The organism is Bacillus sp. JJ664 (genome assembly GCF_036962205.1).
Classification (GTDB): Bacteria; Bacillota; Bacilli; order Bacillales; family Bacillaceae_G; genus Gottfriedia.
This window is the reverse complement of sequence record NZ_JBALMS010000034.1, coordinates 1-5598: the sequence shown is the minus strand read 5'-3', so window position 1 is coordinate 5598 and position 5598 is coordinate 1. Positions and strand designations below refer to the sequence as shown.

General features: G+C 31.3%; 7 protein-coding genes and 1 pseudogene. 3 read left to right on the top strand and 5 right to left on the bottom strand.

Annotated features, from left to right (window positions below; translation table 11 throughout):
- Window positions 1–78: 78 nt before the first annotated feature.
- The 5 genes from V7056_RS05455 to V7056_RS05435 form a co-directional block, all read right to left on the bottom strand.
- Window positions 79–696, bottom strand: a complete 618-nt coding sequence (locus V7056_RS05455; protein ID WP_499700015.1) for a rhomboid family intramembrane serine protease — start codon at window positions 694–696, stop codon at window positions 79–81.
- A gap of 153 nt (window positions 697–849) precedes the next feature.
- Window positions 850–1767, bottom strand: a complete 918-nt coding sequence (locus tag V7056_RS05450) for a serine hydrolase domain-containing protein (protein ID WP_499700014.1) — start codon at window positions 1765–1767, stop codon at window positions 850–852.
- Window positions 1768–1780: 13 nt separating this feature from the next.
- Window positions 1781–2398 (bottom strand): NUDIX hydrolase, encoded by a 618-nt coding sequence (locus V7056_RS05445; RefSeq protein WP_499700013.1) that lies wholly within the window; start codon window positions 2396–2398, stop codon window positions 1781–1783.
- Between the two features lie 248 nt (window positions 2399–2646).
- Window positions 2647–3414, bottom strand: coding sequence for an exodeoxyribonuclease III (locus V7056_RS05440; RefSeq protein ID WP_499700012.1), 768 nt, complete (start codon window positions 3412–3414; stop codon window positions 2647–2649).
- Window positions 3411–4028 carry a 3'-5' exonuclease gene (locus V7056_RS05435; RefSeq protein WP_499700011.1) on the bottom strand — a complete coding sequence of 206 codons (618 nt, stop codon included), beginning with the start codon at window positions 4026–4028 and terminating at the stop codon, window positions 3411–3413. Before V7056_RS05435 ends, V7056_RS05440 begins: the two co-directional genes overlap by 4 nt.
- Window positions 4029–4194: 166 nt before the next feature.
- Between V7056_RS05435 and V7056_RS05430 the strand changes: the two genes are divergently transcribed.
- From V7056_RS05430 to V7056_RS05420, 3 genes and pseudogenes are all read left to right on the top strand, one after another.
- Window positions 4195–4593 carry a CidA/LrgA family protein gene (locus tag V7056_RS05430; RefSeq protein ID WP_499700010.1) on the top strand — a complete coding sequence of 133 codons (399 nt, stop codon included), beginning with the start codon at window positions 4195–4197 and terminating at the stop codon, window positions 4591–4593.
- Window positions 4583–5266: an LrgB family protein gene (locus V7056_RS05425; protein ID WP_499700009.1), complete on the top strand. Its 684-nt coding sequence runs from the start codon at window positions 4583–4585 to the stop codon at window positions 5264–5266. The genes V7056_RS05430 and V7056_RS05425 overlap by 11 nt, the downstream gene beginning before the upstream one ends.
- 141 nt (window positions 5267–5407) lie before the next feature.
- Window positions 5408–5598, top strand: a pseudogene (locus V7056_RS05420) (IS3 family transposase); the annotation flags it as partial.

Genomic DNA, 5598 nt, shown 5'->3' with positions numbered 1-5598 from the left:
AACAAATGAGTTAAATATCACTTTAACCCATTTGTTTTTTTGAATTCTAATAATTCAAATATTTAGTCTTTTTTACTTTTATACATTCAATGAATGCTCAAATGTCGATGTTTTATTTAATAGAAATGGGGAAATCATAAACCCTATCACCAGTCCAGTTAAATGTCCTGTTAAGCTAGAGGAAGGAATAATAAATGAAGAAATTAAGCCGATTGCAATAAATGTTAAGATAAATTTTCGATCATCAAGTAAAAGCATATTCTTACGAAATAAGATGATGAAAAGATAAATTCCTAAAAAGCCATATCCAACTCCTGAGGATCCTGAACTAACAATATTTGATGAATAAACTAAATGAAGTATGATTCCTGTTAACAAAGCAGCTATCAGATAAAAGAATAAAAATTTAACAGAACCTAGCGCACTTTCAAGAGGTCTTCCAAGAATAATCATGAAAGTCATATTCATAAAAAAATGTGTGTAGTTACCATGCATAAATGCATATGTTAAAAGTCTCCAAAATTCACCTTGTTGCACTAAATCGTACTGATATCCACCAAATTTTAAAATATTTTCAGTAGAATATCCCCCGGCCGCTGTAGTTAGTAATGCTAATATTGAACAGAGACTAACCATAAACGTAATGATTGGATATTTTTTAATAAACGTTGTAAAATCTTCTCTTACTAAAAACATTTGAAGTCATCCTTTCAAAGAACAATTCAACATTAGGCTAATTTCTTTACATTTACATTAATTCGACATTTATGGTGCAAATTCCTATTTCCAATATTTTCATAAAAAAATTAGTTTTCTTTTTCCTATTAAAACTAATACGTATTAATCTTATTACTGGAAATATTTCCGGAATAACTTTAAAGGTATAAATGAGTCAATATACTTTGCGCAATTAAATGCAACCACTATTTTTTGCTCAGGTGAAACGATAATATATTGTCCTCCATATCCCATTGCAAAAAAAATTGGAGGATTGTTTATTTTAAGTTCATTGTTTAATAAAACCCACCAGTGATATCCATATGAACCAACATTATCATACGTATGATATTTCGCAGTTGTTGATTGCTCTACCCAGTCGCTAGAAACCACTTGTTTTCCTAACCATACACCTTTTTGCATCATTAAAATCCCTATTTTTAACATATCTTTTGTTGCCAGACTTAATCCAAATCCACCAATATTAATTCCCTTTGAATCTTCATGCCAAAGATATTCATGAATTCCTAAAGGCTTAAATAGCATGTTCTCTGCAAAAACTGATACTTTACTTTTAGTTGCTTTTTGTAAAATTGCGCTTAAAAGTTGTGAAGCCCCAGAATCATAGTTCATTTTTTCGCCGGGGTTAGCAACGATTTTTTTCTCTAAAATATAATTAACCCAGTCCATACTATTAATCATTGGAAATGGTCTTCCATTCCATGCTCCCCATTCGGGCCATTCATAACCAGCAGTCATTGTTAACAAATGTTCAATCGTAATATCTTTCTTACCTGGATCAATCGTTGGGAAATACATTGAAATCGGCGTTTGTACACTCTCAATGATTCCTTTATCAATTGCGATACCAATTAAAATTGATAAAATACTTTTTGTTACTGAGTTAATCTTAAATAACTTAGACTCACTCTTTATGTTTTTATAATATTGAAATGGAATTTCACTTTCCTTATAAATAACACATGCTGAAATCCGTTCCTTTTTCATTTCATTTTCTAATTCTTTAAATATTGACGTATAACTATTCAAATTCTGTCTCCTTTTAATCAAATACGGTTTCTTTATTTGGATCACTCAAATATTCAAAGAGTAAACGAATTTGAGATTCTGTTACTCTACTTAATGATAGTTTTGGCAAAGCATGTTCTGCAAAAAAATCTATTTCTTGTGTTTCAATTCCTATTTTTGGTTCTCCGCCTATTATGTCACATTGAATAAATATTTTATAGTAATGATAGGCTTGAGGTGGATGTGGATGTTTATTCATATCAAGTACGGCAAGCAATTTTTTTGCTTTTACTTCATACCCTGATTCTTCTTTTATTTCTTTTACAATATTTTCAGAAGAAGATAAACCGACATCACAAAATCCACCAGGCAAGGACCATTTATTGTCATGTTTTTCTCGTACTAGTAAGATTTGATTGTCTTTAAATACAACCCCTCTCACATCTACTTTTGGCGTTTGGTATCCCTTTTCATGATGAAATAAATTTAGTACTGATTCCATTTCTAACTCACTATATTCAGACAAAATTTCAGCACTCAGTTGTTGTAATTGCTCGTATCGCTCAATATCAAATACATCTTTAGAGAAAGCTAATCCATTTTTTGAAATCGATTGAATTTTCATTGCCCATTCTATCCATTTATAACTCATTTTTAGACCACCTTATCGTTAACTTCGATATATTTATCGTTTTTCCTTGTTCTTGTATTGCAAGACTTACTTTTAATTGGCCTTGATAAAAAGTTTTGTTGATACCCCACTCCTTGATGTTAACTTTTAAGTAGGGAGTGTGCTGAGCTTCCTGGACAATGATGTGAATCATGCAATTGATCAGACATCATTTAAGCCATAAAAAAAAGCTCTATATAAAATATGAGCTTTCCTATAAAGTGTACAACTTATTTAATTAGATGATCGTCTAAAGTTAATATAATAGGACAATGATCACTTCCCATTATATTTGAATGTATTTCTGAATTTTTCAAATTAGTTTGAAGTCTATTCGAAATGATAAAATAGTCAATTCGCCAACCGATGTTTCTTTCTCTAACTTTATTCATATATGACCACCAAGTATATGATCCTTCTTTTGTTGGATTCATATATCGGAATGAATCAGTAAAACCATTATCAAGAAGTGTTGTCATTTTACCGCGTTCTTCTTGTGTGAAACCTGAATTTTTACTATTAGATTTTGGGTTGGCAAGGTCAATTTCATGATGTGCAACATTCAGATCACCACATAATATCACGGGTTTATGAGCATCAAGTTTTTTTAAATAACCACTAAACTCATCTTCCCAGCTTAAACGAAAAGGTAGTCGAGCTAAATCTCTTTGAGAATTAGGTGTATAAACATTAACCATATAAAATGTATCGAATTCTAACGTTAATACACGTCCTTCGATGTCTTCTTCTTTTCCATTAAAACCATAATATACATTTAGAGGTTTGTGTTTAGAAAAAATTGCAGTTCCAGAATATCCTTTTTTTATAGCAGAATGCCAATACTGATGATATCCTTCAAAATCTAGCGTAATCTGATCTTCTTGGCATTTCGTTTCTTGAATACAAAATATATCAGCATCTTGTTCTTTAAAATAATCGAGAAATCCCTTTTGTACACAAGCTCTAATTCCATTTACGTTCCAAGATATAAATTTCATACTTTCTTCTCCAATTTTCGTTTCTTCGGTTTCACAAGTGATGATCTATACTCAAAATGGTTAATATGCCCAAAATAAATACTCGTTTTTTCATATAAATCTTCCAAGCTAATGATTTCATTTCTCTTCGTAAGATGTATGAAAATTCGTGCACATGCTTCTGCATCAGCTAAAGCATGGTGATGGTTTTCTAACATAATCCCAAATTGATTAGATAGAACGTCTAATGAATAACGACTTTGTTTCGGTAAAACTTTTTTAGCTAATTGCAATGAGCATAATAAATTATTCTCAACAGACGGAATACCATATCGAGATAAATTATCTTTTAATGCGTATCCATCAAATGGTAAGTTATGCGCAACTAGCGTCTTTCCTGACAGTTTATCTTGTATTGAACGATAAAATTCTGGGAAAGTGGGAGCATCTTCTACATCACGTGGTCTGATTCCATGAATTGAAATATTCATAGAATAAAATTCTTCTTCAGGATTTATTAACGAGTAGACTTGATCAACAATGACCCCATTTTCAACAAATACAAAACCCGCCGCACAAATACTATGACGATTATAATTGGCAGTTTCAAAATCAAAAGCGACAAAAGAATTCATTTTTACAACTTCCCTTATATGTTTTAATAAATCTATTATAAACCGTTTTTAGTAATCATGCATTTTTTTAAGGCAAGACTAAATTGTTACAATTCCATGTCTTTTAATGTACAATATAAAGATTATTATTTTCATAGAACAAATTAGGCAAAAAAGGATGTTGAATATGAAATATGCTTATATAATCGTTCAAATCGGTTTCCTTTACTGTTTAAACTTTATCGGCAGTACTATACAAAACAAGTTTCATTTAATGATCCCAGGTAGCATAATTGGCATGTTTATATTATTTTGCTTATTGAATATCCCTATTTTTAAAGAGAAGTGGGTTCGAGAAGGAAGCAATTTCTTAAACAAGCATTTAACGTTATTTTTCATTCCAGCTACAGTAGGTATTATTCAGTATTCTTCTTTATTAAATGGTTCTGGACTCATTTCAATTGTGATTGTCTTAATCAGTACAATCGTAACAATGGTTTTTTCCACTACATTAAGTTACTTTCTTTCATCTCGAAAAGAGCAGAATAAGGAACAGCTAGTAAGGAGTGAATTGAATGGCAAATAGTATACTGTTTATCGCGATCACAATCATTTTATACTTATTAGCAAAAAAACTATATTCACATGTTTCTTTTCCTTTACTTGTCCCTATTACGACTTCTACCTTTGTCATCATTCTTATTTTAAGTAGTTTTAACATTTCATATGATAGTTATATGAATGGTGGTAAATGGATTAATATGATACTAGGACCTGCAGTCGTATCATTTGCGTACCCGTTATTCGAGCATAAAAAACGTTTAAAGACTCATTTTTTAACTATTTTTATCAGTGTATTTTCTGGAACTATTATTGGTTTCATTTCGGGTGTTTGTTTGTCGATCTGGTTAGGGTTAAAGGAAAGTGTCATTTTATCTTTAGCAGCTAAATCTGTCACGACTCCAGTTGCAATGGGCATTACTTCAATTATTGGCGGAATCCCTTCTCTCACTGTAGTGTATGTCATGATTGCAGGGATCTCGGGAGCAATCTTTGGACCTTATATACTATCACTTCTTAAAATTGATCATCCAATAGCGATCGGTGTAGGATACGGCCTAGCCTCACATGGGATTGGTACTACAAAAGCAGCTGAATATGGGGAGGTTGAACAAGCAATCAGCTCAATCACAATGACATTGAGCGCGATTTTTGCTTCATTGATCTGTCCTTTCTTTATTCATATTTTCATTAAATAAAGAAAAAGAAAAAAGCCACAGTATGAACTGCACCCCGATTGTTAGACACAACTAACAGTCGGAGGTGTAGTTTTTTTATGGCCAAATTAACATTTGATCAAAAGATTACAGTTGTTAATGAGTATTTACAAGGTAAGGGTTCACTCAGTTATGAAAAACTTCTTTGGTTTATTAAAGTCTGAATTATTATATCTTAACGAATTTTGCAGTGTAAAACATTTCACTTTAGAATTAGAAAAATACATTCATTATTACAATCACAAACGAATTAAGACGAAATTAAAAGGATCGAGCCCTGTACAATACAGGATTCAATCCTCACTAGTAGTATA

What these genes read in the sequence shown, in the direction of transcription:
- V7056_RS05455 (WP_499700015.1), bottom strand. Translation starts at nt 696, where the DNA reads ATGTTTTTAGTAAGAGAAGATTTTACAACGTTTATTAAAAAATATCCA.
- V7056_RS05435 (WP_499700011.1), bottom strand. Translation starts at nt 4,028, where the DNA reads ATGAATTCTTTTGTCGCTTTTGATTTTGAAACTGCCAATTATAATCGT.
- V7056_RS05445 (WP_499700013.1), bottom strand. Translation starts at nt 2,398, where the DNA reads ATGAGTTATAAATGGATAGAATGGGCAATGAAAATTCAATCGATTTCA.
- V7056_RS05430 (WP_499700010.1), top strand. Translation starts at nt 4,195, where the DNA reads ATGAAATATGCTTATATAATCGTTCAAATCGGTTTCCTTTACTGTTTA.
- V7056_RS05440 (WP_499700012.1), bottom strand. Translation starts at nt 3,414, where the DNA reads ATGAAATTTATATCTTGGAACGTAAATGGAATTAGAGCTTGTGTACAA.
- V7056_RS05425 (WP_499700009.1), top strand. Translation starts at nt 4,583, where the DNA reads ATGGCAAATAGTATACTGTTTATCGCGATCACAATCATTTTATACTTA.